The following is a 24788-nucleotide window of genomic DNA, read 5'->3' on the forward strand; positions in this document are numbered from 1 at the left end:
GGCTCAAGCTCGTTTTACGAAACGAGCTTGAGACCGATCACGCCGGCAAGGATCAGCACGATGCAGAGCAACCTGAGCGGCGCGGTGGAATCGCCGAGCATGATCATGCCAAGAATGGCCGTGCCTGCCGCACCGATACCGGTCCACACCGCGTAGGCCGTCCCGATCGGGAGTGTGCGCAGCGAGAGCGAAAGAAGAATGACGCTGGACAGACCGGTAACGATCGTGAACAGCGCGGGCGTCAGCCGTGTGAAACCTTCAGACCATTTCATGCCGAACGCGAATGCGATTTCGAAGATTCCGGCGATGCTGAGTAATATCCATGCCATCAGTGACAGATCCGTTCATTGAGTCGCCACGTGTGACATGGCGATTTGATCAGGGCGCAATTGACGGTGCGCGAACCGTGCCGCACGATGCGTAAGCATCGATGCAGCAATTGGAAAAAAACGAGCGCACGCATGTCATTACTGACGCAAGAAGCGCTTGCTTGTCGTGCTTCAGGCTTGTGCGGCAGCCGGAGGTACTCGGAACGAAATGCCGAAGCGATTGAAGGCGTTCATCAGGCCGATGGCGTAGGTCAGGTCGGCGAGTTCCTTTTCGTTGAACTCGGCAATCGCGGCTTCGTAGTCGGCATCGGGAACGCCGGTTTCAGAGACGCGGGTCACGGTTTCTGCCCAGGAAAGTGCAACGCGTTCGCGCTTGCTGAAAACATTGCCGGATTCGTGCCATACCGGAACCAGTACCAGTTTTTCCACGCTCAGTCCGTTCTTGAGCAGATCGCGTGAATGCATGTCGATGCAATACGCACAGCCATTGATTTGCGATATGCGCAGGTAGACGAGGTCGACTAGTTCTTTCGGCAAACCGCTTTTCTGGACGGCGACATAGACACCTCCGAAAGCCTTGTACCCGTCGGGTGAAGCGTTGGCATAATCGAGTCGTTTGCTCATGATGAATCCTTGTGTTTGTTGATGTAGGGATTCCATCTTGAGACATCCCGGCCTATTGGAGTAGGTCCAAGATCGACATTTTTTTATGGGCCATGCGTTAGTCCGGTTTTTATGTTTGATTGATTTACGGACATGCATTTCAATGCCTGGTGGTGAACAGATTCAAAGAGGCGACGCCGGGAAGCAGAGATTGATTGCGCGATTTGCTGGTAGCAATTTTCGTCATGGAATGACAAAGAGATTGCAGAGCACACTATGTAATCCCTCTGTCCCTTCACGCGCTACTTTGCCGACAGCCCCTTCAGCAACGCTTCGTGAAAGCGTGCCGGATCCTGCATCTGCGGTGCATGTCCCAGATCGTCGAATTCAACAAGCGTTGCATGAGGAATGGCCTTCGCGGTACGTTTCCCCAGTTCGGCATACTTGCCAAGTTGCGGACGAATTTCTGCAGGCGCGGCATCCTTGCCGATGGCCGTAGTGTCCTTGGTGCCGATCAAAAGCAGGACGGGCATCTTCAATAATGGAAATTCGTACACCACTGGCTGGGTGTAAATCATGTCGTACAACAGCGCTGAATTCCACGCGACGATTTGCTTGCCCGGCCCGCGGTACATTCCTGCTAGCATTTGCACCCACGGTTCATATTCGGGCTTCCATTGATTCACGTAGTACGTCGATTTTTCATAGTTCCGAATCTTGTCTGCGGAGGTTTGCAGTTCCCGCGCATGCCATTTATCCACGCCGAGCGACGGAACACCCAACGCTTTCCAGTCTTCCAGGCCAATTGGATTGACGAGCGCAAGCTGTTCGGTTTGCTGTGGATATAACAGCCCGTAACGCACGGCCAGCATGCCGCCTGTCGAATGACCGATGACGGTCGCCCGGCTTACACCGATCGACTCGAGCAGTGCATGCGTGTTCGCCGCCAGTTGTTGGAAGGTGTATTGATAATGTTCCGGTTTGCTCGACTTGCAGAAGCCGATCTGGTCCGGCGCGATTACCCGATAACCGGCACGAGACAGTACGTCGATGCTGGAGGCCCACGTCGCCCCGCAGAAATTTTTGCCATGCATCAGAACCACGGTGCGACCGTTTGGTATGTTCGGCATTACATCCATGTAGGCCATGTGCAACGGAATGCCTTGCGATGTGAACTGGTATTGCTGGACCGGATAGGGATAGGTGAAACCTTCCAGCTCGGGGCCGTAGACCGGATCGTCGGCAGCGAACGTGGTCAGACATGCGGACGACAGGCCCGCTGCGAGCAGACCATGAAGAAAACGGTGAACGAGAGACATGTGAACTCCTTGTATGAGGACACGCCAAGTATAGTTTCGCTTCGCGATTATTGTCGGAACAAGGGAAATTGGTTGACGCGGTTCATGTCGTTCTGAATGCGATGAAAAAAGATTTCTCTTTCGCCATCGATCACGCTTGCACCGGTCGCGTCCGAAGCGGGATCACGTCGCATTGAAGCTTATTGTTCGGCTGCGCTTGCGTCGGCTTGAACGAGCGTTTTCCAGTCGCTGGCATGCAGATCGGCAGGGTTTGACCGCAGGAAACTCTGGTCATGCACGTTCGATAATGTCTGTTCCCAGCGATAAATATCGTCCGGCGTCTGGAGTCTGGAATCGTCGAGAAAAGGTTTGAGCGTCGCCAGAATATCCCGCGTCAACGAGGCGTTGAATGGCGTCGTGGTGTCTTTGGTCACCTTGCCCATCTCATACTTCAAAACATGTGTGGATTGACTGGCTGATTGCGTTGACGATGCGTTGGTCAGTTTTCCTTTTGTATAGGCAATCTCGGTCGAGCTATTCGCCGTATCGTCGATCTGCTTGTAATAATAATTTTGTGACTTGTTCTCGGTGGTCAGCTCCAGTCGCACATCCGGAATGAGCGACAGGTGGTAACTTGCGCTCAGATGCGATTGCTGTTGTTGCGAGATCGATCGGTTCAGTTGATTCGTTCCCTTTACGGTCGTGCTCTGGGATACCTGATAGGAAAACGTATCCAGCTCGCTCAAATGCATCGGATTAGGACTCTTCGGCACCTGGCCGATCGATGCATTGAAATCGGCCAGACCCGTCAACATTGCGTGATCGGCATCGGCCAGCGTGATGGCAGGATGCCGCTGCAGTTGTTGCTGTTGCGGCGCAGCAGCATACGAACTGTTCATCTGCGTAAAGGCATCCTTGAACATTGCCATCAGCGATTTGTCGGCATTGCCGCGAGAGGCAGCTTGATCGAACTGCTTCAGATAACTATCAATGGCATCGGCGCGCTGCTTCGAACTGCCCCAGATCGAAGGATCGTGCATGTCGATGCTGACGTTCATCATGCCGGTCGGCCCGTCCAGATTCAAGGTTCGGGTCGTTGCATCAGCATGGAAGTCCAGTGTCTGGGAAGCCTGATCGTCAAGCGTGATCCGCGAGTGAAAATCCACCGATGACAGTGCCGTCGGATCAAATTGCGTCAACCCGGCGAGATCGAGACGGGGAGGCTTCGCGCTCAGTCCGTCGATGGCGTCCTGAAATGCGGCGGAGAGATTTCCCAGGGCAGCGCGTTCGGCGTCGCCGAGTTCGCCGCTGCTATCCATCGCAACTTCCAGATGGTCGTCCTGGTTGCTCAAAGAGATCGTTACTTCGACACCGCTTTTTGTTTTGACGACAAGCTTCTCGTTGGCCAGCGGGAAAGGGGGGATCTGTTGACTTGAAGAGGAGATTGCCGCCGATCCTGCAGACGATCGCGTTACCGATTGCGAGAAATTGCTTGTACCGTTCTTCAGCATATCCAGCAAAGCGCTTCCAAGACCCGTGAAGCGATTGGTCAGCGAGCGGGAGAAAAAATTGCCCGCCATCCGGGAAGATATGGCGTCATTCGCGTTCGTTTTCCAGACCGGTGATGAGGATGCGACGGACGTGCGGGGTATCGAATACGTTTGCTCCGGCACACGTTCCGGGTTGCCCGCACCGACCGTCACGATCGCGGACTGCTGTGACGATTGCGCTTCAGTGTTGCCCGGTAATACGCGGGACAAAACGGTATTTGTCGATGGCGCACTGGGTGAACGATTTGCCGGCTGCAATGAAGACAGGGATGTCATGAAGGAATGTCCAGGCCTTTGTCATGTTGTTGCCGGAACAGCATGAGTACGCTGCTGGCACGCGTACTCCTCGTGGCTTCCCGGTTCTATCCCTGCATTGAAAAAGGGACATCTTCTATAACGCCCAATTTGGAGAAAACTTGAATGCGTTGAATAAATCGAAAACGCAACGGAACACAAATGTGCTTGTGCGAGGGTGTTCCGTATCGATTGTCGACGCGCTAGCCGAGCGCCAGCGCGGACACCCCGACAGCAATGAACAGGGCGCCGATAAAGCGTTGTACGCGGTCGCCTTCATTCAACAAATGGCCGCCGATGATCGCAGCAAACAGCATGGATACTTCCCGTGCCGGAGCAACGTGCGAAATCGGTGCCAGGCGCATTGCGTACAATACAAGAACATAAGAGACCGGACTGATGACACCAACCGCCAACGCGTATTTCCATTGCTGCTTCCAGAGCGCGACGGCGGAAACCTTGTCGACGAAATAGGCCGGTGCCAGCACAGCCAGGCGGACAAAGTTGCCCATGTAGTCCACCAGAATCGGTGACATCAACATGAACTTGACCGCGTAACCATCAACCACGGTATAGCTGGAAATGAAAACGCCCGTGAGCAAGCCATAGGCGATGCCGACATGGACGCGCTTGCGATGTGCCGGGTCGCTCGCCTTGCGCAAGAGCTTGGGACCGCCTGCGATAAGAAATACGCCGAGTACCACACCGGCGATCCCCGCTATCCCAAGGCCGGAAACTTCTTCATCGAGAAAAATCAGTGCAACCAGGGACGACAGCAATGGCCCCGAACCTCGTGCCATCGGGTACACGACGGTAAGGTCCGCCTTGCGATAGCCGCGCAGCAGGATGACGTAATAGCCAACATGCAATACGCCGGTCACAACGATCAACAGCCATTCCCGCCATCCCCATCCCGGCACGACATCCCAGGCAATCCATATCCCGACCGGAGCCCAGAATATCGCAAGGAAAATGCTGGTGAAAAGCGCAAAGCGTGCATCGCCGCTCGCCTGCTTTGCCAGGATGTTCCAGCTTGCATGGATCAGACCGGCGACAAGGACAAGAGCAAGTGCGGAGGCGGGCATGGATAGTCAGGGTGATTTGATGCCGAGAAGTTGAATTCTAAGCCCAGCGGGCGTTTTTGATGCGAACCGGGCCTGAGCTCGCTGGACGGTTTGCCGGACAATGTTCAATGCGTCATTGGCGGCTGCGTTATCCAATGTCCAATCACTTGGACATTAAGTCTGCTTTTGTCGACTTCCGGCTTGATGGTGCAATTGGTAGGATTCTCTTTCGGAAAATGCGATAACAGCCGACGGGAAGCGCAGGTGTTTTTGGGACGCAAAAAGATGGTTCAAGAACTTGATGATCAGCGACATCCTGATCAAGGAGTCCGGTGCAATTTTTCGTTGGATGCCGGTTCGGATCATCCCAGGATGATTCGACGCCATTTGTAATAGGTGCACGCAAGAACCTTCGGAATCGGTTTTATGATCAGTGTATTTTCGAAAGCGGTGCGTATGTGTCCGGCGATGGATATATACATTCAAGGCTCAAATTCAGGAGCAACGACATGGTGGTAGACGGAAGCGGCAATCAATTGATAGGTATTGTTACCTTACTGGGCGCTGCGGTGGTAGGCGTGCCCCTGTTCAAGCGGCTCGGTCTTGGATCGGTCCTGGGTTACCTCATATCGGGACTGGCAATCGGGCCGTTTGGATTGGGCCTGATAGCGAATGCGGACACCATCATTCATGTCGCGGAACTTGGCGTAGTGATGTTTTTATTCATCATCGGTCTGGAGATGAAGCCGTCACATTTATGGAGCTTGCGCGGTCAAATATTCGGACTGGGAAGTCTGCAAGTCGTGTTCAGCCTGATCCTGCTGACCATTGTTGGCATCGCTTTCGGCTTTACATGGCAGGTCTCGTTCGTCAGCGGTGCGGGTTTCGTACTGACATCGACAGCCATCGTGATGAAAGTACTTGCAGATCGTGGCGATATTCAATCAACGGGCGGTCAAAGAATCGTCTCCATTTTATTGTTTGAGGATTTGTTGATCGTGCCGTTACTTGCGATCGTTGCCTTTCTTGCGCCTGCAGCGGTATCCACATCAACGGCAACGTCGCTCTGGGAGCGTGTCGGCTTTGCCGGATCGTCGCTGGCAGCGCTGATTGCGGCGGGATTGTGGCTGTTGAATCCGATGTTCAGAATTCTGGCGAAGGCAAAGGCGCGCGAAGTGATGACGGCCGCCGCGTTGCTGGTCGTGCTTGGCGCTGCATTGCTGATGGAACTGGGCGGACTGTCGATGGCAATGGGGGCATTCGTTGCCGGCGTTCTCTTGTCCGAATCGACATTTCGCCATCAACTGGAAGCGGACATTGAACCGTTTCGCGGCCTGTTGTTGGGCCTGTTCTTTCTTGGCGTCGGCATGGCGTTGAATGTGGACGTCGCAACACAGAACTGGCAGCTCATCATGGCCGGCGTCCTTGCCTTGATGGCCGCCAAGGCTTGTTGTGTATATGGCGTTGCGAGATTGGCCAGGAGTAGCCACGAAGAAGCGATCGATCGCGCCATACTGATGGCGCAAGGCGGCGAGTTCGCGTTTGTGCTGTTTGCGGAAGCGCTCAAGCTCAATGTGATCTCGCCTGAAGTCAACGCCAACATGACAGCGGTCGTCGTTCTTTCGATGGCATTGACGCCGGCGTTCGTCATGTTTTACAAACGTATTGGCCCACGCAAAATTGTTTCGCTCGAAGGGGCGGAAGAACCGCAGGATCTGAAAGGAAACGTCCTCATCATCGGCTTTGGCCGAGTCGGCCAGATCGCCAGTCAGGGCCCTCTCGCCAGAGGTGCGACGCTATCCATTATCGACAATGACCCGGACGTGACGCGTGTAGCGGAACCCTATGGATTCAAGGTCTACTATGGCGACGGCACACGTGCCGACATACTGCGTGCCGCAGGTGCACAACATGCCAGCGCGATTTTGATATGCGTTAACGATAAAGAGGCAAGTACCAGGATCGTCGACATCCTGCGTCGACAATCGCCAAAAGCGAAGTTGATCGTAAGGGCCTTTGACCGCGAGCATGCGCTTGAACTCGTCAAGCACGAAGCAGATTACGTGATGCGTGAAACCTTTGAATCCTCACTGCTGATGGCTAGACAGGCGATACTCGCGCTCGGCGCAGAGGAGCAGGAAGCAGATGACCTGATTGTGGAAGTTCGTCGACGCGATGCAGAACGGTTTGCGTTGGAAACGTCAGGCGGTCTGTTTGCCGGGCGTGCGCTGGTACTGGGAAATATTGACTACATTGATCCGCCGCTCAGCAGCAGAAAAAATAATACGCATCCCAAATAAGCATGGGCCTCATATCGGCTATCTGATCGTCGCCCCTATTCTTGCCGGCCTCAGTTCTGGTGAACGCAGGGACTTAGAGGGCGTCGTCCATTCTGGTCAGGGCGGTTTGAGACGATTCAGCCGGTTATTGAGTCAAATTCATCTTTAACCTTGGCGATTTTGGATGGACACTAGCCTTACCAACTCACAAGCCTTCGCATCCTGCCGGTTACGGCAAATCAATTGGAAAGCAGAAAATGACTCAACAACAATATGACTTCGACCTGTTTACGATCGGCGGCGGTTCCGGTGGGGTGCGTGCCAGCCGTTTTGCCGCGCAGTATGGAGCACGGGTCGCCTTGGCGGAAAAGCAGTATCTGGGCGGTACATGCGTCAACGTCGGTTGTATCCCGAAGAAATTGTTGTCGTACTCGGCGCACTATCACGACGATCTGCGGGATGCCGCCGGCTTTGGCTGGGACATTGGTGACACGAGATTTGACTGGAAGAAGCTCATCGCCAATAAAGACGAAGAAATCACGCGTTTGAACGGGATTTACGGCGATCTCTTGTCGAGTGCAGGCGTCACCACCTTCGATGGCCATGCAACGATTGAAGACGCCCATACCGTCCGCGTCAACGGACAACGAATTACGGCACGTTATATATTGATTGCGACCGGCGGTCGGCCGACCTTGCCCGGTGTTCCGGGAGAGGAATTCGGCATCGTTTCAGATGACTTTTTCCATATGAAAGAATTGCCGGATCACGCAGTCGTTGCAGGTGGCGGCTATATCGCTGTTGAATTGGCGGCGATCCTGAACGGACTTGGTACCAAAGTGACCCTGGTACATCGCGGATCGCAATTGTTGCGCGGAATGGATGCGGATTTAGGAAAATTTCTCGCCGAGGAAATGCGCAAGAAAGGTATCGACGTACGATGCGGAACGAAGTTTCGTTCCATTCAACTGAAAGATGACGGGACGCGACAGGTTCATTTCGAAAACGGTGAAACGCTCGATGTGAATACCGTGGTCTTTGCGACCGGCCGACACGCCAATACCGAAAACATGGGTCTCGAACAGGTCGGGGTGAAACTGACGCCGACCGGTGGCGTTGAGGTCGACGCCGATTTTCGCACGTCCATACCATCGATCTTTGCCGTAGGCGATGTGATCAACCGGATTGCGCTCACCCCGGTTGCATTAGCGGAGGGCATGGTCGTCGCATCTGCATTATTCGACAACGGATCGAGGAAAATCTCTTACGAAAACATTCCGACGGCAGTGTTCAGCCATCCGAATGTCGCGACTGTCGGCATCACCGAAGAAGCGGCGCGCGCGAAGTATGGACAGATCAAAGTCTTCAAGTCGGATTTCAAGGCACTCAAACATACAATCAGCGGTTCCAAGGAACGCGTCTTGATGAAACTGATTGTTGACGAGGCAAGCGATCGCGTTTTGGGCGTGCACATGATTGGCCCGGATGCCGGCGAGATCATTCAGGGGTTCGCTATCGCACTGCAAAGCGGTGCAACCAAGACGCACTTTGACATGACAATCGGCATTCATCCGACCATCGCCGAAGAATTCGTCACCATGCGTACACCCATACTGCAAACGGTTTGAACTGTGGATCAGCGGCGTCGTCGATAACGCCTGTTATCGACGGCATTTATCCGTTTGCGCAAGTTGTTCCATGCAAAGGGCTGATCGCCTAGCGGTCCAGCCCTTCGCTATCGATCTTCGAATCAATGTCTCAATTAAAGTATTCACAAGAATTGAGACATTTTTTCATTCATAAATAGCCATGCATTGTCCAATGCACGCTTTCGTCTGATTCATGATTTGCCTGTCGCAGCGTATTCGAAGTTGAATACGTTTTTGTGAAAGACAAATCATGCGCAATAAAATCCCCGTGACCATCGTTACCGGCTTTCTTGGAGCGGGCAAGACTACGTTGGTCAATCACCTGATCGAACAGATCGGCGCGGCCGGGATCGGCATCATTGTCAATGAATTCGGCGATGTCGGCGTTGACGGCGATCTCATCGTTGCCGAAGAAGAGGCGGTTGTCGAAATCAGCAACGGATGCATTTGCTGCACCGTGCGATCGGACTTGATTGCGGGCGCCAAGACGCTTCTCGAGCGCACCAAATCGGCACCGTTGTCCCATCTGATTGTTGAAACATCCGGCCTTGCAGATCCGGCACCCGTACTTCAAAGCTTCCTGGTGGATGCCGAATTGAAGGAGCTGCTGGATGTGGAGGCGGTGATCACCGTTGCGGATGGCGCGCATATCTCCGATCAATTGACCGACGAACTGACACGAGAGCAGATTACCTTCGCCGATCTCATCGTATTGAACAAGACTGATCTGATTGGCCCGGAGAACGTCGCCCGCGTCGTGGAGCAAATCAAAGGGATCAATCCGACTGCAACGATCATTCCTGCAGAAAGGTCCCGTGCGCCTGTCAACGAACTGATTGGCGTGCGCAGATTCTCCCTGCCGTCCTTGCTTGAAATCGAGCCGTCATTGCTGACGGATGACCACGATCACGAACATGACCAGTCGATTTCATCGTTCTCCATCATCGAGGACAGGCCGCTGGATGGTGCGAAGCTGGATCGCTGGTTGAACCAGCTTGTCATCCAGAACGGTAATGATCTTTTGAGAATGAAAGGAATCCTCCATCTCGAAGGAGAGGGGCGTCAGTTCTATTTCCATAGCGTGCACATGATTCTCGAAGGATATCCCGGCAAGCGATGGGAAAAGGATCAGACGCGGCAAAGCAGGATCGTATTCATCGGCATGAATCTCGACCACCAACAAATCGCCAGCGAATTCGCCAATTGCATCTATCAGGAAGAGCAAGCAAGCGTCGCATCACACTAAGGAGAATCACGTGAAGCTTCAACACTATATCGGCGGGTTGCAGAACCTTGGCCCCGTGAATACGGATACCCGCGTTTTCGCAGAAGAATGGGAGAAGCGGATTTTCGGCATCCACACCGTCATGATGGCGGAAAGCGCGCATCTGCCGAACGCGCGTCCCAAATATGACTTCAGTACATTCGATACCAGCTTCAAGGAATTCTGGACATGGGCTTCGCTTCGTACCGGCGCTGAAGGCATGCAGCCTTTCGAGTATTTCAAGTTTCGCTATTACGAAAAATGGTTGATGGGGATCACGCAGTTTTTTATCGATCAGGGTTACATCACCGAGAAAGAGCTGACGGAAAAAATCAGCAAGTACGCCAATAATCCGAAAGCGGAGTTGCCCGCACAACGTAATCCTGAACTGGCAAACCAGGTCCGGAAATATCTGACGCTGGGCGATTCGGCACGACAGCCGCGCAAACAGCCGGCAAAGTTCAGCGTCGGCGATCGCGTATTGGTCGCGGACCCGCAGGCCGTGGAACACACGCGATTGCCAGGCTTCCTGCGTAACAAACCGGGCGTCGTTGAACTGGTTTACCCGGATTCCTATGCGTACTTTGTGAAGACGGGCGATGGCATCGGCGAAGCGATGCCGGTGTACCAAGTGGCGTTCGAACCTGAAGTGATGTGGGGCGATTCGGCCCATGAAGACAACGTTACCGTCTACGCGGACCTCTTTGAAGCCTATCTCCTGCCATCCAATTAATCATTAGGAAAACAACATGTCTGAAATTTTTGGCTATGACGACGACCGTGAAACGGCCAGCGCTGCGAAGGTGCGCGCGCTTGAAGCGTTGCTCATCGAAAAAGGAATCATTGGCAGCGACTCGGTCGATACCGTTTTGAAGCATTTCGAGGTCAATGCAGGGCCGTTCAATGGCGCCAGACTGGTAGCACGTGCCTGGGTTGATCCGGAGTTCAAGAAGCGCCTGGTCAACGACACACCTGCCGCCATTGCAGAAATGAATTTCCCTGCCGGCATGACAGGCGCAGAAGGCGAGCACATGGCGGCGGTTGCGAATGGCGACGGCGTTCACAACCTGATCATCTGTACGCTGTGTTCCTGTTATCCATGGCCGATTCTGGGTCTGCCGCCTTACTGGTACAAGGACCCGGTCTTCCGCGCCCGCGGCGTGCGCGAACCGCGGAATGTCCTCAAGGAATTCGGCGTCGATATCACTGACGACACAGAGGTCAAGGTGTGGGACAGCAGCGCGCAGATTCGCTGGTTCGTCGTTCCGGAGCGGCCGGAACATACCGAACATCTATCGGAAGAAGAGCTTGCCGCGCTGGTCACGCCGGAAGCCATGATGGGAGTCGCTCTTGCAAGGGTGCCTGAAACGCGACGCGGCGCGTAACCATGTATTCCAACTTCGAGGAATACGCGGCATCATCCATGCTGGGACAGGGCGATTCTCCGCCCCGCATGGATGGAAAAATTCTGTTTGCCAATGAGTGGGAACGCAATGTGTTCGGCATCGCCGTGCACTTGTCAAAGAGTGGCTACTTCGAATGGGAAGATTTTCGTCAACATCTCATCCAGGCCATCGCCGAATGGGAACAGAAGCCGTGCGTTGGCCAGCCAAACTGGGACTATTACCAATGCTTCTTCGTTGCGCTCTCGCGCACGCTCAAGGATGCAAATCTGTTGTCCCCTGACGAGATCGCTGCGCTCGGGCTGCCGTTACTGGTGGATGCCAGTCAATGGAGCCGGGCGTGACCAGATTCCTGTCGGCAGACGCGTATTCGCACGCGCAGAAGAGGCTTTTATATTCCGTTATCTTGGGACTGAACATGGCTGCATGGACTGCAGCCATCTACGCGTTTCACGCATCGCCCGCGATGTTCGGGATTGCGATCGCTGCGTATGGATTCGGACTGCGCCATGCCATGGATGCCGATCATGTTGCAGCAATCGATAACGTTTCACGCAAGCTGATCAAAAGCGGCACAGATGCAACCTTTGTAGGATTCAATTTTGCGCTCGGACATTCCGCGGTGGTCGTGGCAGCCGTGCTCGGCATCGCTTTTTTTACTCGGGCTGGAGGCGGGGAGCAACTGTTCGAAGGAACAATGGCCGGTGGCATCATTTCTTCCGTCTTTCTGTTGACGATCGGGATCGGAAATCTGTTCTTGTTGAAGGACATTCTGCTGGCGTCGCACGACGTTAAACGGAATGCTCGGGACCCGGACCAAAAGCCGATAGGAATCATCGCTCGCTTCCTCAGGCCGTTAATCGACAACGTGCAATCTGCGAAATGGATGATGCCTCTTGGTTTCCTGTTCGGCCTCGGATTTGAAACTGCGACAGAAATAGCGATTCTCAGTGGCGCATCGTTTCATGCATCCCAAGGCATGTCGATCGGGACGATCCTGATTTTTCCCTGTCTCTTCGCTGCGGGGATGATGCTGGTCGATTCCTTGAACGCGACGATGATGATTGTCGCGTATACATGGGGATCGGAGCGCCATGTATCGCGCTTGAGGTACAACGTAGTCATCACGCTCATGTCCTCCTTGATCGCGATATTTATCGGTTCAGTACAGACAATCAGCATGCTGGCAGGGCACTTCTCGCCGAGCGAGCAACTGAGCGCGTACCTCGCCGATATGCAAGATCACATGTCGAATCTCGGTTACTACATGCTGGGCGTCGCGGTGATCTGCTGGGGAATCGCAGCACTCGTCGATCGACTCAGCGCATGCCCCCCGAACCCAGGATGATCTCGCCCGTTACCCAGCCGGCATCATCCGATGCAAGATAAGAGACGATCGGCGCAATGTCGTGCACCTGACCGATTCGGCCGAGCGGTGTCCGGTCCTCGTTCCATGTCTGGAAGTCAGAACCCATTACTCCGGCAGCGTGGGTGCCTTCGGTTTCGATCAGGCCGGGATTCACGGCATTAACACGGATGCCGCGCGGGCCGAGTTCGCGCGATAGAACAACAGTGATAGCGTCAATCGCACCTTTCGTGCCGGTGTAGATGGCACTCTCTGCGGGGTGAATGCGCGTGACGTTGGAACTGATGTTAATGATGCTGCCGCCCTTGCCTAAATGCGGCGCAGCGGCACCGACAACCAGCAGCGGCCCAAGAACGTTGATGTCGAACTGCTTGCGATAGAGTTCTTCCGTGCTTTCTTCGATTTTGGCGAACTGGTAAATACCGGAGTTGTTCACCAGAATGTCCAGGCGCCCGAATGTGTCGATCGTGACTTTGACCAGCAATTCGACCTCCGCCTTCTTGGTGACATCCGCACCGACCGCCACGGCATTCCCGCCGGCGGCTTTGATGTCCGCGACCACCTTTTCCGCACCGCTCTTGCCTGATGCGTAATTAACGACGACCTTGGCGCCGTCGGCCGCGAGCTGACGGGCTATGCCCGCACCGATACCTTTGGAGGCCCCCGTCACGATCGCGACTTTGTCTTTCAACTTGTTCATATGGATTCCAGATGAGGCCGACACGGAACGTGTCGACGCAGTAAAAAAACGCAATGGTGATACGTACAGAGTTTTCTGTGAACTTCCATTACTGTAAATTCAATGTACATTTTTGAACGGGGTCTCAGTATGGAATGGAGCGACGTCCGGATTTTTCTGGCAGTGGTGCGCAGCGGATCTTTCGGCGGGGCAGCCCGAACGCTGGGCGTGAGCCATCCGACGGTGGGTCGCCGGATAAAGACACTCGAAGATGCCGCAGAGCAGGCGCTCTTTCGCAGGACCAAGGAGGGGCTGGTTCTTACGGACACCGGGGACGCTCTGATGACGCTGGCGGAATCGATGGAAAATTCCGCGCTGGCCATTGAAAGGCGTCTGGCGGGAAACCACGAACGCCTCGAAGGTATCTTGCGGATATCTTCAGCTGAGTGGTTTGCAGGCTATGTTTTGGCCCCTGTACTGGCCGAATTGACGCGTCGGCATCCAGCCGTCGTGCCAGAAGTGATCGCAAGCTATCGTTTAACGAATCTATCTCGCCGCGAGGCCGACGTGGCTTTTCGCATCGTTCCATTCACCGAACCGGACATCGTGCAACGTCGCCTGATGAGCATGCCTTACGGTCTGTACGGGTCCGCCGAAACTGCCTATGCAATGCGGAACGATCCGGCTTCGGTAGGACTCATTCTCATGAATACGGCGCAATCCCACTACCCTGACGTTGCCTGGCTGCTCGATAGATTTCCACTGTCACGGCGTGTCTTCACAAGCACGAGCCGAGCCGTTCAGGCACAGATGTGTCTGAACGGGATGGGCATCGCAGTGCTGCCCAGGCCGTTAGGCGATGCGACTTCCGGATTGCAGCGTATCGAGATGCCGGATCAGCCTCCAAGCAGGGATATCTGGGTGGGCTACCATCATGACCTGCGGCATATGGATCGTCTGCGAGCGATGCTGGATATCGCCGATACGATGCTGTCGAATTCCTCAATTGCAGCACATTGAATCTCTACTTCCAGCTCACGCGTAATATATGGTTTGGTCAGAACATGCGGGTTTTTTCATTAACGGCCGCGAGTGCACGAGATGCACTGGGAACTGCAGTCGTTTCTGCATTGCAGATGCCTGGATGAACCGACATGTTGATGATGCTCATGCAACGATAGACTTATCCATCAACGATACCCCAACGTATCGGCTAGATAGCGGGCAGGAGATTTCCCCAACGCTTTCTTGAACATGGTGATGAAGGCGCTGACCGATTCATAGCCCAGATCCTCGGCGATGCGTTGCACCTGCACGCCCGCATACAGCCAACGCAATGCAACGATGATCTGCAATTGCTGACGCCAGCGTCCAAAGGTCATCCCGGTCTCTTGCGAAATCAGTCTGCTGAGCGTTCTTTCACTCACGGCAAGCCAGCCTGCCCATTCCTGTGCGGTGTAACGGCTGCCCGGATTGCAAATCAGTTCATTGGCGAGCCGGCGCAGCTTGGGATGATCGGAGACGGGAAAGTACAGCTGCTCGACCTGCATGCGTCCCAGTTCTTCCAGCAACACATGCGCCAGTCGTGCCGTCGGTCCTTCCGCTGGATACGCTTGCGATTGCGCCGCCAGATGCACGATCATCTCTCGCAACATCGGCGTAATCGACAGCGTGCAGCATTCGGCCGGCAACACGGCCGCATCCGGTTCGACAAAAAGCAGGCAGAGTTCAGTGTCCCTGCTGGCGCGCATACTGTGCGGCAGGCTGCTTGGTATCCACACCGCGCATTGCGGCGGCACCATCCAGTAACCGTGCGGCACTTCGCAAATCACGCTGCCGCGCAATGCGGCAACGAGTTGCCCTTTCCTGTGATGATGCATGACGGGATCGCGATCTTCTTTCGCGGTATGCGCACGCAGGGCAATCGCCGGTTGCAAAATGCGATCCAGGTCGTTGGTCGCTCTCAGGTTGGCAAGGATGGACATAACGGTGGCTAAATAAGGATGGCCGAATTTGGATATATTTTGTCAGGATAGCTAAATTCATTTCCGATTGCCATCGATAAGCTGCTTCCTACACATCTGTCGGAGGCACGTCATGCAATCCCCACTTCAAAAAACAAACATCCATCCCGCATGGGCATTGATCGGCATTCTGCTGATTGCCGCTAACCTGCGCGCTCCATTTACCAGCGTCGCGCCGCTGCTGGGCGAACTGAGATCGATGTTCTCGTTCAGTGCGACACAAGCCGGCCTGTTGATCACCTTGCCACTACTGGCCTTTGCCGCCGTCTCGCCTTTTGCCGCTGGATTGGCGAAACGCTGGGGTCTGGAGCGCGTGTTGTTCCTTTCCCTGCTCGGAATCGCCGCCGGCATTGCGCTGCGTTCGACAGGATCCGTTAGAACCCTTTTCCTTGGCACGTGCATCATCGGCGCCGCCATCGCTATCGGCAATGTGCTGTTGCCCAGCCTGCTGAAACGCGACTACCCAAAGCAGGTGGCGCCGTTGACTTCGCTGTACGTGCTGGTCATGGGGATCGCGGCGGCGGGTTGCTCCGTACTGGCTGTCCCGCTCTCGAATTTTCCCGGATTCGATTGGCGCGCCGTAATGGGCAGCGCGATCGTTCTGCCCGCCATTGCGGTGCTTGCATGGTTGCCGCGACTGCGCACCGGGAGCGGTGTGGCTCAGGTCGTGGGGACGCGTACTGAAAAAGCGCTGCTCAGGAAATCGCCGCTGGCCTGGCAGGTGACGTTTTATCTCGGACTCGACTGCTTTCTCTATTACGTCGGCGTCAGCTGGTTACCTGCCATTCTGCAAGATGCCGGATACACGACGACACAAGCCGGCTCGCTGCATGGCGTACTGCTTTTGTCGACCGCGTTACCCGGACTGTTGCTCATTCCGCTGGTACCCAAACTGCGCGATCAGCGCGCGCTGGCGAGCCTGCTGTCGCTCAGCATCGTGATCGGCCTGCTCGGATTGACTCTGGCTGCGCAATGGGCCGTCGTGTGGATACTTTTCTTCGGTTTCGGTGCGGGCGGCGGCTTGATTCTGGCCCTCGCATTCATCAGCTTGCGTACCTCGCACGCCGAGGATGCAGCCGGCTTGTCCGGCATGGCGCAGTGCCTGGGTTATTCGCTTGCTGCCGCAGGACCGCCGCTGATCGGGCGATTGCATGATCTTGGCGGGAACTGGTCGCTGCCACTCGGTCTTTGCGCGATTCTCGGGGTGAGCATGGCATGCGTCGGCTTGCTGGCCGGACGCAATCTGCAGATCGCGGTGCCGTCGCCCGCATGAGGTGTGAATTGCCCCAGGTTTCTCAATTTGCGTTGTATCGCCTTGTCTTTGTATCTCAATGTATCCAGAGCGGACACAGACACAAAAGATTGAAAAAGTGGCTGACCGCGACACATCCCGGATACGTTGCGATCGTTAAATAGAGGCATACGACGAGATCGCAGAACAAGGCGGTGATTCAGGATCACGTCAGCGGTAAAAATGAAACGAACAACCAATCCTCTTCAAGGAAAGCACATGGCAACACCTAATCAAAAACGAAAAATCGCACTGGTATTCGGCGGTTCACGCGGCATCGGTGCGGGCATCGCCATGCGCCTGGCACGTGACGGAGCCAATGTGGCATTGACCTATGCATCGGCAACGGGCAAGGCAGCTGAAGTCGCTGCCACCCTTTCGCAAAACGGTGTGGAAGCATTGACGATCAAGGCTGACAGCGGCAGCGCCGCAGATATTCAGGCTGCCGTTCAACAAACCGTTGAGCGTTTCGGCAGCATCGATATCGTTGTCGTCAATGCCGGCATTCTGCATATCGCCGACGTTGCCGATTTCAGTCTCGACAATCTGGACCGTATGCTTGACGTCAACGTGCGCGGTGTATTCCTCGCGGTGCAGGCAGTACTTCCTCATATGCAAGCTGGCGGTCGCATCATTACCATCGGCAGCAATTCGGCTGTCCGCAGCGGTCATCTTGGCTCCAGCATTTACTCGATGACCAAAGGTGCTGTTGCCGTCATGGTCAAAGGATTGGCTGTGGATCTGGCGCCTCGTGGCATCACCATCAACAACATTCAGCCCGGCCCGATCGAAACCGACATGACGGCAGACATGATCGACATGATCAAGGAACTCATCCCGTTGAAACGAGTTGGCCAACCTGGCGAAGTCGCCGGACTCGCAGCATATCTGGCCAGCGAAGAAGCGGGCTACATGACAGGAGCCAGCGTCACCATCGACGGCGGCATGTCGCTTTAATCACAAGGAGAACATCATGACCGAATCAACAAACCTGAAACGCAGAAGTTTCCTGAACACCGCGGCGCTGGGACTGGCGGCCGCGCAGCTGGGACTGGCAGGCAACGTGAGGGCGGCAACGCTTGGTAACGGCTCGTTGCTTGCGAGCGGCGGTATTTCGTCCGCCAGCAATACCTTCTCCGACATCAAGCAGATCAAGGCCGGTTTGCTCAACGTGGGTTATGTCGATGTCGGCCCGGCAGATGGTTATCCGATCCTGTTACTGCACGGCTGGCCTTATGACATCCACGCCTTCATCGATGTCGCACCGATCCTGACTGCTGCCGGATACCGCGTCGTCATTCCGCATCTGCGTGGCTATGGAAGTACACGCTTTCTTTCGAATGACACGCTTCGCAACGGACAGCAGGCGACGTTCACGGCCGATGCCGTCGCATTCATGGATGCATTGAAGATCGATAAAGCGGTGGTGGCCGGTTTCGACTGGGGCGCACGTATTGCCGACACGCTGGCGGCTCTGTGGCCGCAGCGCTTCACGGCCCTGGTATCCGTCAGCGGCTATTTGATCGGTAGCCAGGAAGCTAATCGCATGCCGATTTCACCGAAGGGTGAACTGCAATGGTGGTATCAGTACTACTTTGCCACCGAGCGTGGCGAACTGGGGTACCGTGCCAACACGCATGAATTCGCACGACTGATCTGGGAGCTGGCGTCGCCGCAATGGAAATTCGACGATGCGACGTTCGCCCGTTCCGCGAAGTCGCTCGACAATCCGGATCACGTTGCGATTTCGATCAGCAACTACCGCTGGCGACTCGGGCTGGCACCGAGCGAAGCAAGATATGAAAGTCTTGAACAGCAACTCGCCAGATTCCCGAATATTGCCGTGCCGACGATCACCATGGAAGGCGATGCCAACGGTGCGCCGCATCCCGCACCTGCCGCTTATGCGAAGAAATTCCTGGGTAAATATGAGCATCGATTGGTGACAGGCGGCATCGGTCACAATTTGCCACAGGAAGCACCACGAGAATTTGCGCAGGCCGTGCTGGATGTTGCCAAACTGGTTTGAGATGTGCTCCGCAAGCGAAACTGACTAACCTTCGACAGCCCATCTGCAGGAACAGATGGGCTTTTTATTTTCAATATCCAAACGTAACGCTAATTGACAGAAATAGTGAGTCGATTTGACGTTGAATATGAGATTTGTGATGAGGCTGCCAAATAAAGTGAGATTTTCTTTACGTCGCTTTTAGCGGCTCATTTTCGCCATATCGCGGTTTTCCTGCCAGCATATCAAGAGGACTTTGCGACCAGCATGTCTCGAAGGCTGGAAACGTCTGCCAATAATCTCTTTATCGTTTCGATAGGAAGGTCGACAGCGTTTTCTGCGCACTTCGGAATCGCACGAGCAGGTTCCTTCAGCATCTCGCCTTTTTTTGTCAGTCTTATTCGCACTTGCCGTTCATCTGCAGGATCGCGGTTGCGTGTGACATAACCAGCCGTTTCAAGACGTTTGAGCAACGGAGTGAGTGTGCTGGAATCGAGATGCAAGGCAAGGCCAATTTCTTTGACAGTTCGGTCATTCGAGGCCCATAAGACGACCAGCACGAGATATTGCGGATAGGTTAATCCGATCTGGTCGAGGGCAGGGCGATAAAGCTGATTGAAAGCATGGCCAGCGGAATAAATTGAGAAACAAAGAAGTTCATCCAATGCTGGAAAGGATTCGTCCATTTTCCTGGTTTTGCTCATGCTTCATCCGTAATTGATCAATTTCAAACAATAATAGTTTGTTCGCGATGCAATCGCAAGCTATTGACATGCCGGTTTTGCTCGAATACTATTTGTTGGCGATTAGATCGCACACAAACTAAATCCATGAATACACCGTAAAGGAATCAAAATGAACAAACTATTAAGAGGACTGCTTCTCGCCTCAGCGACCCTTATCAGTTCTGCTGTCTTCGCGCAGGACACCAAGCCGACGGCTGTTTTGGTTCACGGTGCGTTTGCCGATGGATCAAGTTGGAATGGCGTCGCCCAGATTCTTCTGAAGGACGGCTATCCGGTTGTCGCAGTCGCCAATCCTCTCCGCAGCGTGAAAGGTGATTCAAAATACGTCTCGGATATTCTCGCCACAATCAAAACCCCTGTCGTATTGGTCGGCCATTCTTATGGCGGCCCTGTGATCAGCGAAGCGGCCAACGGGCATTCGAACGTCAAGGCGTTGGTCTACGTTTCCGCATTTGCGCCAGAGGCGGGAGAGACGCCAGTTGGGCTGACGGGAAAATTCCCTGGCAGCACGCTTGGCGCGACAATCGACACTCCGGTCCAACTCGCCGACGGTGGCAAAGACCTCTATATCAAACAGGATAAATTCCATGAGCAATTCGCAGCCGATGTGCCGAAAGCTCAAGCCGCATTGATGGCTGCTGAACAGAGACCCGTTACGGAAGCCGCATTGAATGAAGCTGCTGTAGACCCTGCCTGGAAGAACCTGCCGTCTTTCTTCGTCTATGGCGACAAGGATAAAAATATTCCTCCCCAGGCACTGGCGTTTATGGCTGAGCGCGCTCAATCGAAGCAGACAATTGTTGTAAAGGGCGCATCCCATGTCGTCATGGTGTCCCATCCGAAAACGGTCGCCAAGTTGATCGAAACAGCGGCAGAAACCAAGTAAGAAGGCTGTCGGGTGAGGTGTCGGAACGAGCCGTTTCGACACTTTACGACGGCTGTCCTTATATGATTTTCTTCTAACAACATGCAAAAAGATTCGTTCTCTTTATAACGGGGCGGTGCAATTATTGCGCCTTGTTAGTTAAATTTGTAATAAGAGAACATTACATGTCTGCGGTCCTTCCCCTTCCTGTTCGGAAACAGACGATCACCAGAGTGCTTCCCGGCTTCCGTTTGTCGCTGGGATTCACGCTGTTTTACCTGTGCCTGATCGTATTGATTCCGTTGTCGGCCGTATTCCTGAATACGTTCACGATGAGCTGGGACGGCTTTGTCGCAGCCGTGACCTCGCCGCGCGTGATGGCGTCGTACAGGCTGACCTTCGGCGCTTCGTTGATCGCAGCGGTATTGAATGTCATTTTTGGCGGCATCGTGGCATGGGTGCTGGTTCGCTATGAATTTCCAGGCAAGAAAATCATCGATGCGCTGGTCGACCTGCCGTTTGCATTGCCGACTGCGGTGGCCGGTATTGCGTTGACTGCACTGTATTCGGCGAACGGCTGGATTGGTCAATATCTGGAAGCAATCGGCATCAAGGTGGCGTTTACGCCGCTGGGCGTAGTCGTGGCGCTGACGTTTATCGGCCTGCCATTTGTCGTGCGCACTGTGCAACCGGTGCTGGAAGATGCGGAGCGCGAGCTGGAAGAAGCCGCCGCCAGTCTCGGCGCAAGTCATTGGCAAACTTTCAGCAAGGTGATTTTCCCGACGGTTCTACCGGCGTTGCTGACGGGTTTTGCGCTGGCGTTTGCGCGCGCAACCGGCGAATACGGTTCGGTCATTTTCATCGCCGGCAACATGCCGATGGTGTCTGAAATCACGCCGTTGTTCATTGTGACCAAGCTGGAGCAATACGACTATGCCGGTGCGACTGCAATTGCGGTCGTGATGTTGCTGGTGTCGTTTGCAATGCTGTTGACGATCAATCTGTTGCAGGCATGGGCGCGCAAGCGCGGCCAGTCGGAAAAGGTCTGATATGGCGGCGATTCCTTCTCACGTATTGCTGTCCGAAGTTGTGCCGCGTCGCGCCGACGCCGTGCCGCCGGCAACACTGGAGCCGTTCTGGGTACGCGCCGTATTGATCGGCGTGGCGTTGGGATTTTTGACGCTGTTCTTGTTCGTGCCGCTGGTTTCTGTATTTGCCGAGGCGTTGAAAAAAGGCTGGGATGCCTATGTGGCATCGATTCTCGAAGAAGACGCGCTGGCGGCAATCCGCTTGACGCTCCTGACGGCGGCGATTGCAGTGCCGCTGAACCTGGTGTTCGGCGTGGCGGCATCGTGGTGCATTGCGAAGTTTGAATTTCGCGGCAAGAGCATCTTGCTGACGTTGATCGATCTGCCGTTTTCGGTGTCGCCGGTGATTTCAGGGTTGATCTATGTATTGCTGTTCGGTGCGCAAGGCTGGTTCGGTAGCTGGCTGCTGGATCACAACATCAAGATTCTGTTTGCGGTACCCGGCATTGTGCTGGCGACAATCTTCGTGACCTTCCCGTTTGTCGCACGCGAGCTGATTCCGCTGATGCAGTCGCAGGGCAGTGAGGAGGAAGAGGCCGCACTGGTACTGGGCGCATCCGGATGGAAGACGTTCTGGCATGTGACGCTGCCGAATATCAAATGGGGTTTGCTGTACGGTGTGATTCTCTGCAATGCGCGGGCGATGGGTGAATTCGGTGCGGTATCGGTCGTCTCCGGCCACATTCGGGGACAAACCAACACGATTCCCCTGCAGGTGGAGATCCTGTACAACGAGTACCAGTTTTCCGCTGCATTTGCGGTCGCCTCGTTGCTGGCATTGCTGGCACTGGTTACACTGGCGCTCAAATCATTCGTCGAATGGCGATTGCGGGACACACACGAACAGTTTCAGGAGCAGGGATCATGAGCATCGAAGTAAAAAACATTCACAAGCAGTTCGGCAATTTTGTTGCGCTGAACAACGTCTCGCTGGATTTTCCGGCGGGCGAACTGACGGCGCTGCTGGGACCTTCCGGCTGCGGCAAGACGACGCTGCTGCGCATCATCGCCGGTCTGGAACAGCCGGATCAGGGGCAGGTGCTGCTGGACGGTCAGGATGCGTCGGCGCGCCACGTGCGCGAACGTCAGGTCGGCTTCGTGTTCCAGCATTACGCGCTGTTCAAGCACATGAGCGTGTTTGAAAACATTGCGTTCGGCCTGCGCGTGCGTCCTGCTGCAACTCGTCCGTCGGAAGCGCAGATCAAGGAAAAAGTCACCAAGCTGCTGGAACTGGTACAGCTCGACTGGCTGGCCGATCGTTATCCGCCGCAATTGTCCGGCGGTCAGCGTCAGCGTATCGCATTGGCGCGTGCGCTTGCAGTGGAGCCGCGCGTACTGCTGCTGGACGAACCGTTCGGCGCGCTCGACGCGAAAGTTCGCAAGGAATTGCGCCGCTGGCTGCGTCGCTTGCACGACGAACTGCATGTCACCAGTATTTTCGTCACGCACGATCAGGAAGAAGCGCTGGAAGTGGCCGACAAAATCGTGCTGATGAACAAGGGCAACGTCGAACAGATCGGTGCACCGAAGGATGTGTACAACAATCCGGCATCGCCTTTCGTCTACGGCTTTCTCGGCAACGTCAACCTGTTCCACGGGCGTGTCCATGAAGGTGTGTTGCAGGCAGAAGGCATTCGTTTCGATGCGCCCGACTATGCACAGACGCAGGATACGAAAGGCATCGGCTACGTGCGTCCGCACGATCTGGAAGTCGATCGCTACACGTCCGGCGCCGAAGGCATCATCGTGCAATTGCGCCGCGCCCACGCCATCGGTCCGCTCGCACAGCTCGAACTGGAGCGCAATGACAACGGCGAGCTGATCGAGGCCGTGATTTCGAACGACCGTTTTTCACAACTGCATTTGAAGGAAGGCGAAACGCTGGTCGTGCGCCCGAAAAAACTGCAGGTCTTTATCGACGATTCCATCTAAGCGATCCGCACGGGCATTCATAGTGATGCCGTCGGATCATCGAGAAGTTGAGCAGATGATTTTTGCCAAACCGACGGCGTATTACCGGGGTGCCTCACGATGAATTTTCAACAATTACGATCGATCCGCGAAACCGCACGTTGCGGTTACAACCTGACTGAGGTGGCGAACGTGCTCTTCACGTCGCAGCCTGGCGTCAGCCGCCAGATTCGCGAGCTTGAAGAAGAACTCGGCGTCGATATCTTCGAACGCAACGGTAAGCGCCTGACCGGCCTGACCGATCCCGGACGTGGCATTCTGCAGATCATCGACCGCCTGTTGCTGGAAGCGGAAAACCTGCAGCGCGCCAGCCGCGAATATGCGGAGCAGGAAATCGGCACGCTGGCTGTTGCGACCACGCATACGCAGGCGCGTTACATGCTGCCGAAAGTGGTGCAGGCGTTTCGTACGGCGTTTCCGAAAGTGCGCATCGCCTTGCAACAGAGTTCTCCTGAACACATTGCCGAGTGGGTGCTGTCCGGCAAATCGGATATCGGTATCGCGACCGAAGGCTTGAGCCAGTTCGAGGATCTGGTGTCGTTTCCGTGCTATCGCTGGCATCACGCCATCGTTGTGCCGGATGGCCATCCTTTATTGAAAAAGGATCCAGTCACACTGGACGATCTGGCCGAATATCCGTTGATTACCTACGACCTCGGTTTTACAGGTCGCAGCCATATCGACGACGCATTCAGGCAGGCCGATATCACGACCGATATCGTGCTGACCGCAATGGATTCGGACGTGATCCAGCAATACGTCGCGCTTGGCCTCGGCGTGGGGTTGGTGGCATCGATGGCATTGCAGAATCGTCAGGGCGATACGCTGCTGGGCAACGGGTTGAAAGTGATCGACGGCGCACATCTGTTTGCGCAGAACGTGACGCGATTGGCCGTGCGACGTGGCGCGTATCTGCGCAGTTATACCTACGATTTCATTCAGCAATTCGCGCCGGAATTGTCGCGCGCGGATATCGAGGAAGCGATGAAGGCGGGAGGCTGACAACAGCCTGCATAT

24 protein-coding genes are annotated in these 24788 nt (G+C 54.9%); 16 read left to right on the forward strand and 8 right to left on the reverse strand.

Annotation, left to right across the window (positions count from 1 at the left end; all coding sequences use genetic code 11):
* Nucleotides 1-14 precede the first annotated feature (14 nt).
* The 5 genes from VN114_RS03675 to VN114_RS03695 form a co-directional block, all read right to left on the reverse strand.
* Nucleotides 15-329 (reverse strand): DMT family transporter, encoded by a 315-nt coding sequence (locus VN114_RS03675; protein ID WP_325512104.1) that lies wholly within the window; start codon nucleotides 327-329, stop codon nucleotides 15-17.
* Nucleotides 330-500: 171 nt separating this feature from the next.
* Nucleotides 501-953 carry a carboxymuconolactone decarboxylase family protein gene (locus VN114_RS03680; protein ID WP_325512106.1) on the reverse strand — a complete coding sequence of 151 codons (453 nt, stop codon included), beginning with the start codon at nucleotides 951-953 and terminating at the stop codon, nucleotides 501-503.
* 281 nt (nucleotides 954-1234) lie between these two features.
* Nucleotides 1235-2251, reverse strand: coding sequence for an alpha/beta hydrolase (locus VN114_RS03685; protein WP_325512108.1), 1017 nt, complete (start codon nucleotides 2249-2251; stop codon nucleotides 1235-1237).
* 179 nt (nucleotides 2252-2430) lie between these two features.
* Nucleotides 2431-4056 (reverse strand): hypothetical protein, encoded by a 1626-nt coding sequence (locus tag VN114_RS03690; protein ID WP_325512110.1) that lies wholly within the window; start codon nucleotides 4054-4056, stop codon nucleotides 2431-2433.
* 221 nt (nucleotides 4057-4277) lie between these two features.
* On the reverse strand, nucleotides 4278-5159 hold the full coding sequence (locus tag VN114_RS03695) for a DMT family transporter (protein ID WP_325512112.1): 882 nt from the start codon (nucleotides 5157-5159) through the stop codon (nucleotides 4278-4280).
* A 488-nt stretch (nucleotides 5160-5647) separates the two neighbouring features.
* Between VN114_RS03695 and VN114_RS03700 the strand changes: the two genes are divergently transcribed.
* The 7 genes from VN114_RS03700 (at nucleotide 5648) to VN114_RS03730 (ending at nucleotide 13081) form a co-directional block, all read left to right on the forward strand.
* Nucleotides 5648-7438, forward strand: a complete 1791-nt coding sequence (locus VN114_RS03700) for a monovalent cation:proton antiporter-2 (CPA2) family protein (protein WP_325512114.1) — start codon at nucleotides 5648-5650, stop codon at nucleotides 7436-7438.
* Nucleotides 7439-7674: 236 nt separating this feature from the next.
* On the forward strand, nucleotides 7675-9045 hold the full coding sequence (gene gorA / locus VN114_RS03705; protein ID WP_325512116.1) for a glutathione-disulfide reductase: 1371 nt from the start codon (nucleotides 7675-7677) through the stop codon (nucleotides 9043-9045).
* 271 nt (nucleotides 9046-9316) lie between these two features.
* Nucleotides 9317-10312: a GTP-binding protein gene (locus VN114_RS03710; protein ID WP_325512118.1), complete on the forward strand. Its 996-nt coding sequence runs from the start codon at nucleotides 9317-9319 to the stop codon at nucleotides 10310-10312.
* A gap of 10 nt (nucleotides 10313-10322) precedes the next feature.
* The gene (gene nthB, locus VN114_RS03715; protein WP_325512120.1) at nucleotides 10323-11063 is read left to right on the forward strand and encodes a nitrile hydratase subunit beta; all 741 of its coding nucleotides are present in this window, start codon (nucleotides 10323-10325) and stop codon (nucleotides 11061-11063) included.
* A gap of 16 nt (nucleotides 11064-11079) precedes the next feature.
* Nucleotides 11080-11715, forward strand: coding sequence for a nitrile hydratase subunit alpha (gene nthA / locus VN114_RS03720; protein ID WP_325512122.1), 636 nt, complete (start codon nucleotides 11080-11082; stop codon nucleotides 11713-11715).
* Nucleotides 11716-11717: 2 nt separating this feature from the next.
* Complete coding sequence (locus VN114_RS03725) at nucleotides 11718-12077, forward strand: nitrile hydratase accessory protein (protein ID WP_325512124.1); 360 nt, start codon at nucleotides 11718-11720, stop codon at nucleotides 12075-12077.
* The gene (locus tag VN114_RS03730) at nucleotides 12062-13081 is read left to right on the forward strand and encodes a HoxN/HupN/NixA family nickel/cobalt transporter (protein WP_325512126.1); all 1020 of its coding nucleotides are present in this window, start codon (nucleotides 12062-12064) and stop codon (nucleotides 13079-13081) included. The genes VN114_RS03725 and VN114_RS03730 overlap by 16 nt, the downstream gene beginning before the upstream one ends.
* Here the strand turns inward: VN114_RS03730 and VN114_RS03735 are convergent.
* The gene (locus VN114_RS03735) at nucleotides 13053-13799 is read right to left on the reverse strand and encodes a glucose 1-dehydrogenase (protein ID WP_325512128.1); all 747 of its coding nucleotides are present in this window, start codon (nucleotides 13797-13799) and stop codon (nucleotides 13053-13055) included. The genes VN114_RS03730 and VN114_RS03735 overlap by 29 nt on opposite strands.
* Before the next feature lie 129 nt (nucleotides 13800-13928).
* Here VN114_RS03735 and VN114_RS03740 point away from each other — a divergent pair, with 129 nt between their 5' ends.
* Nucleotides 13929-14798: a LysR family transcriptional regulator gene (locus VN114_RS03740; RefSeq protein WP_325512171.1), complete on the forward strand. Its 870-nt coding sequence runs from the start codon at nucleotides 13929-13931 to the stop codon at nucleotides 14796-14798.
* A 170-nt stretch (nucleotides 14799-14968) separates the two neighbouring features.
* Here VN114_RS03740 and VN114_RS03745 read toward each other — a convergent pair whose 3' ends face one another.
* Nucleotides 14969-15763: a helix-turn-helix transcriptional regulator gene (locus tag VN114_RS03745; RefSeq protein ID WP_325512130.1), complete on the reverse strand. Its 795-nt coding sequence runs from the start codon at nucleotides 15761-15763 to the stop codon at nucleotides 14969-14971.
* Nucleotides 15764-15875: 112 nt separating this feature from the next.
* Here VN114_RS03745 and VN114_RS03750 point away from each other — a divergent pair, with 112 nt between their 5' ends.
* The 3 genes from VN114_RS03750 to VN114_RS03760 all read left to right on the forward strand — a co-directional run bounded on the left by VN114_RS03750 (nucleotide 15876) and on the right by VN114_RS03760 (nucleotide 19122).
* Complete coding sequence (locus tag VN114_RS03750; protein WP_325512132.1) at nucleotides 15876-17075, forward strand: MFS transporter; 1200 nt, start codon at nucleotides 15876-15878, stop codon at nucleotides 17073-17075.
* 237 nt (nucleotides 17076-17312) lie between these two features.
* Nucleotides 17313-18050 carry a 3-oxoacyl-ACP reductase family protein gene (locus VN114_RS03755; RefSeq protein WP_325512134.1) on the forward strand — a complete coding sequence of 246 codons (738 nt, stop codon included), beginning with the start codon at nucleotides 17313-17315 and terminating at the stop codon, nucleotides 18048-18050.
* Nucleotides 18051-18066: 16 nt separating this feature from the next.
* Nucleotides 18067-19122 carry an alpha/beta hydrolase gene (locus VN114_RS03760; protein WP_325512136.1) on the forward strand — a complete coding sequence of 352 codons (1056 nt, stop codon included), beginning with the start codon at nucleotides 18067-18069 and terminating at the stop codon, nucleotides 19120-19122.
* Nucleotides 19123-19346: 224 nt separating this feature from the next.
* Here the strand turns inward: VN114_RS03760 and VN114_RS03765 are convergent, their stop codons facing one another.
* Complete coding sequence (locus tag VN114_RS03765; protein WP_325512138.1) at nucleotides 19347-19805, reverse strand: MarR family transcriptional regulator; 459 nt, start codon at nucleotides 19803-19805, stop codon at nucleotides 19347-19349.
* A 151-nt stretch (nucleotides 19806-19956) separates the two neighbouring features.
* Here VN114_RS03765 and VN114_RS03770 point away from each other — a divergent pair, with 151 nt between their 5' ends.
* From VN114_RS03770 to VN114_RS03790, 5 genes are all read left to right on the forward strand, one after another.
* A complete protein-coding gene (locus VN114_RS03770) occupies nucleotides 19957-20733 on the forward strand; it encodes an alpha/beta hydrolase (protein WP_325512140.1) in 777 nt (258 codons plus the stop codon).
* Between the two features lie 164 nt (nucleotides 20734-20897).
* On the forward strand, nucleotides 20898-21761 hold the full coding sequence (gene cysT, locus VN114_RS03775; protein ID WP_325512142.1) for a sulfate ABC transporter permease subunit CysT: 864 nt from the start codon (nucleotides 20898-20900) through the stop codon (nucleotides 21759-21761).
* A gap of 1 nt (nucleotide 21762) precedes the next feature.
* Nucleotides 21763-22668 carry a sulfate ABC transporter permease subunit CysW gene (gene cysW, locus VN114_RS03780; RefSeq protein ID WP_325512144.1) on the forward strand — a complete coding sequence of 302 codons (906 nt, stop codon included), beginning with the start codon at nucleotides 21763-21765 and terminating at the stop codon, nucleotides 22666-22668.
* Nucleotides 22665-23732, forward strand: a complete 1068-nt coding sequence (locus tag VN114_RS03785) for a sulfate ABC transporter ATP-binding protein (RefSeq protein ID WP_325512146.1) — start codon at nucleotides 22665-22667, stop codon at nucleotides 23730-23732. Before cysW ends, VN114_RS03785 begins: the two co-directional genes overlap by 4 nt.
* A gap of 99 nt (nucleotides 23733-23831) precedes the next feature.
* A complete protein-coding gene (locus VN114_RS03790) occupies nucleotides 23832-24773 on the forward strand; it encodes a CysB family HTH-type transcriptional regulator (RefSeq protein ID WP_325512148.1) in 942 nt (313 codons plus the stop codon).
* Nucleotides 24774-24788: the final 15 nt, after the last annotated feature.

The organism is Oxalicibacterium sp. (genome assembly GCF_035565035.1).
Taxonomy (GTDB): Bacteria; Pseudomonadota; Gammaproteobacteria; order Burkholderiales; family Burkholderiaceae_D; genus Oxalicibacterium.

Coding starts and splice junctions, on each gene's coding strand:
- VN114_RS03710 (WP_325512118.1), top strand. CDS start 9,317: ATGCGCAATAAAATCCCCGTGACCATCGTTACCGGCTTTCTTGGAGCG.
- cysT (WP_325512142.1), top strand. CDS start 20,898: ATGTCTGCGGTCCTTCCCCTTCCTGTTCGGAAACAGACGATCACCAGA.
- VN114_RS03690 (WP_325512110.1), bottom strand. CDS start 4,056: ATGACATCCCTGTCTTCATTGCAGCCGGCAAATCGTTCACCCAGTGCG.
- VN114_RS03760 (WP_325512136.1), top strand. CDS start 18,067: ATGACCGAATCAACAAACCTGAAACGCAGAAGTTTCCTGAACACCGCG.
- VN114_RS03785 (WP_325512146.1), top strand. CDS start 22,665: ATGAGCATCGAAGTAAAAAACATTCACAAGCAGTTCGGCAATTTTGTT.
- VN114_RS03725 (WP_325512124.1), top strand. CDS start 11,718: ATGTATTCCAACTTCGAGGAATACGCGGCATCATCCATGCTGGGACAG.
- VN114_RS03745 (WP_325512130.1), bottom strand. CDS start 15,763: ATGTCCATCCTTGCCAACCTGAGAGCGACCAACGACCTGGATCGCATT.
- VN114_RS03680 (WP_325512106.1), bottom strand. CDS start 953: ATGAGCAAACGACTCGATTATGCCAACGCTTCACCCGACGGGTACAAG.
- gorA (WP_325512116.1), top strand. CDS start 7,675: ATGACTCAACAACAATATGACTTCGACCTGTTTACGATCGGCGGCGGT.
- VN114_RS03700 (WP_325512114.1), top strand. CDS start 5,648: ATGGTGGTAGACGGAAGCGGCAATCAATTGATAGGTATTGTTACCTTA.
- VN114_RS03740 (WP_325512171.1), top strand. CDS start 13,929: ATGGAATGGAGCGACGTCCGGATTTTTCTGGCAGTGGTGCGCAGCGGA.
- VN114_RS03765 (WP_325512138.1), bottom strand. CDS start 19,805: ATGAGCAAAACCAGGAAAATGGACGAATCCTTTCCAGCATTGGATGAA.
- VN114_RS03675 (WP_325512104.1), bottom strand. CDS start 329: ATGGCATGGATATTACTCAGCATCGCCGGAATCTTCGAAATCGCATTC.
- VN114_RS03790 (WP_325512148.1), top strand. CDS start 23,832: ATGAATTTTCAACAATTACGATCGATCCGCGAAACCGCACGTTGCGGT.
- cysW (WP_325512144.1), top strand. CDS start 21,763: ATGGCGGCGATTCCTTCTCACGTATTGCTGTCCGAAGTTGTGCCGCGT.
- VN114_RS03755 (WP_325512134.1), top strand. CDS start 17,313: ATGGCAACACCTAATCAAAAACGAAAAATCGCACTGGTATTCGGCGGT.
- VN114_RS03750 (WP_325512132.1), top strand. CDS start 15,876: ATGCAATCCCCACTTCAAAAAACAAACATCCATCCCGCATGGGCATTG.
- VN114_RS03770 (WP_325512140.1), top strand. CDS start 19,957: ATGAACAAACTATTAAGAGGACTGCTTCTCGCCTCAGCGACCCTTATC.
- nthA (WP_325512122.1), top strand. CDS start 11,080: ATGTCTGAAATTTTTGGCTATGACGACGACCGTGAAACGGCCAGCGCT.
- VN114_RS03695 (WP_325512112.1), bottom strand. CDS start 5,159: ATGCCCGCCTCCGCACTTGCTCTTGTCCTTGTCGCCGGTCTGATCCAT.
- VN114_RS03730 (WP_325512126.1), top strand. CDS start 12,062: ATGGAGCCGGGCGTGACCAGATTCCTGTCGGCAGACGCGTATTCGCAC.
- VN114_RS03735 (WP_325512128.1), bottom strand. CDS start 13,799: ATGAACAAGTTGAAAGACAAAGTCGCGATCGTGACGGGGGCCTCCAAA.
- VN114_RS03685 (WP_325512108.1), bottom strand. CDS start 2,251: ATGTCTCTCGTTCACCGTTTTCTTCATGGTCTGCTCGCAGCGGGCCTG.